Source organism: Anaplasma marginale str. Florida (assembly GCF_000215485.1).
Classification (GTDB): Bacteria; Pseudomonadota; Alphaproteobacteria; order Rickettsiales; family Anaplasmataceae; genus Anaplasma; species Anaplasma marginale.
This window is the reverse complement of record NZ_AFMS01000042.1, coordinates 1-1,225: the sequence shown is the minus strand read 5'-3', so window position 1 is coordinate 1,225 and position 1,225 is coordinate 1. Positions and strand designations below refer to the sequence as shown.

Sequence of the window (1,225 nt, the reverse complement as noted above, 5' to 3'; positions counted from 1 at the left end):
CCCACATACAAAACAGGCTTGAGCCTGTATATGAAACCTTACCTGGATGGCGCACTAGCACATTGGGTGCTGTGTCACGTAGTGACCTTCCAGAAAATGCAGTGTCATACATCAGTAGGCTTGAGGAGTTGGTTGGAGTGCCAGTAAGCTTGGTGTCTACAGGGCCAGAGAGAAACCATATTGTACCAATGAACCCATAAGCATTACTTCTTGTTGTAGTGGACATACAGAAATGGGTCAAACGATGTATCTGATGGTTCAGTTACAACTGCCTTCTTCACCTGCGCATGTAGAAATACAATCAGGGAGTCTAGCTCATCACCCATAGATAAGGTAATTACTTCCTTCTTGGTCGAGCTCTCAAGAAGTTTCTGCTTCTCCCTCACTTCCCCTTCCGAGAGTAGGTCACATTTGTTTAGTATGACCACCTCTTGCTTACCAGTAAGCTCCTGGCTATGTAGCTTAAGCTCCTGCCTGACCAGCTCATAGGCGCTGACTATATCTGGAAGCGAGCAATCTACCAGATGTAGGAGTATGACGCATCGCTCAATATGTTTGAGAAACTTGTGCCCTAACCCTGCACCAGAACTGGCGTTTTCTATTAGGCCAGGAATATCTGCTAACACTAGCTCACACCCGTTTGCGTACGCAACTCCCAAGTGTGGTTCTAGGGTTGTAAACGGATAGTCAGAAACCTTGGTTTTCGATGCAGTACAACGTGATAACAAGCTAGACTTCCCAGCGTTAGGCATGCCTATTATTCCAACATCTGAGACTATCTTGAGCTTCAGCAGAACACAGTGCTCTTCTCCCAGTGTTCCGTAGGTGAAGTATGTAGGTGCACGATTAGTAGAGCTCTTATACTGGGCATTGCCAATCCCGCCCCTACCACCTGCTGCTACTGTGTATTGCTGCCCTATGTTGTTCAGATCTGCTATTAGAGTATTCCCATCTTCGTCATACAACTGGGTTCCTACCGGCACCTCTACTACGCGGTTGCGGCCAGCAGCCCCAAACTTTCCCTTACCAGATCCAGCTTTACCATTCTCTGCCCTTATGTGTTGGTTATATCTGAAGTATAGCAGAGTGTTTACAGCACTACTGGCGACGAATATCACCGAGCCGCCATTCCCTCCGTTCCCACCATCGGGGCCACCAAACTCTATGAATTTCTCCCGCCGAAAACTCACACACCCGTCGCCTCCTTTTCCTCCTTTTACGTGGA

At 47.8% G+C, this 1,225-nt stretch carries 2 protein-coding genes; one reads left to right on the top strand and one right to left on the bottom strand.

Annotated features, from left to right (window positions below):
* Positions 1-200: adenylosuccinate synthetase (locus GAC_RS01205; RefSeq protein ID WP_037348616.1), on the top strand; the 200-nt coding region annotated here is incomplete at its 5' end.
* 3 nt (positions 201-203) lie between these two features.
* Here the strand turns inward: GAC_RS01205 and cgtA are convergent.
* Positions 204-1,225, bottom strand: a 1,022-nt coding sequence (gene cgtA / locus GAC_RS01200) for an Obg family GTPase CgtA (RefSeq protein ID WP_037349047.1), incomplete at its 5' end; no start/stop codon positions are given.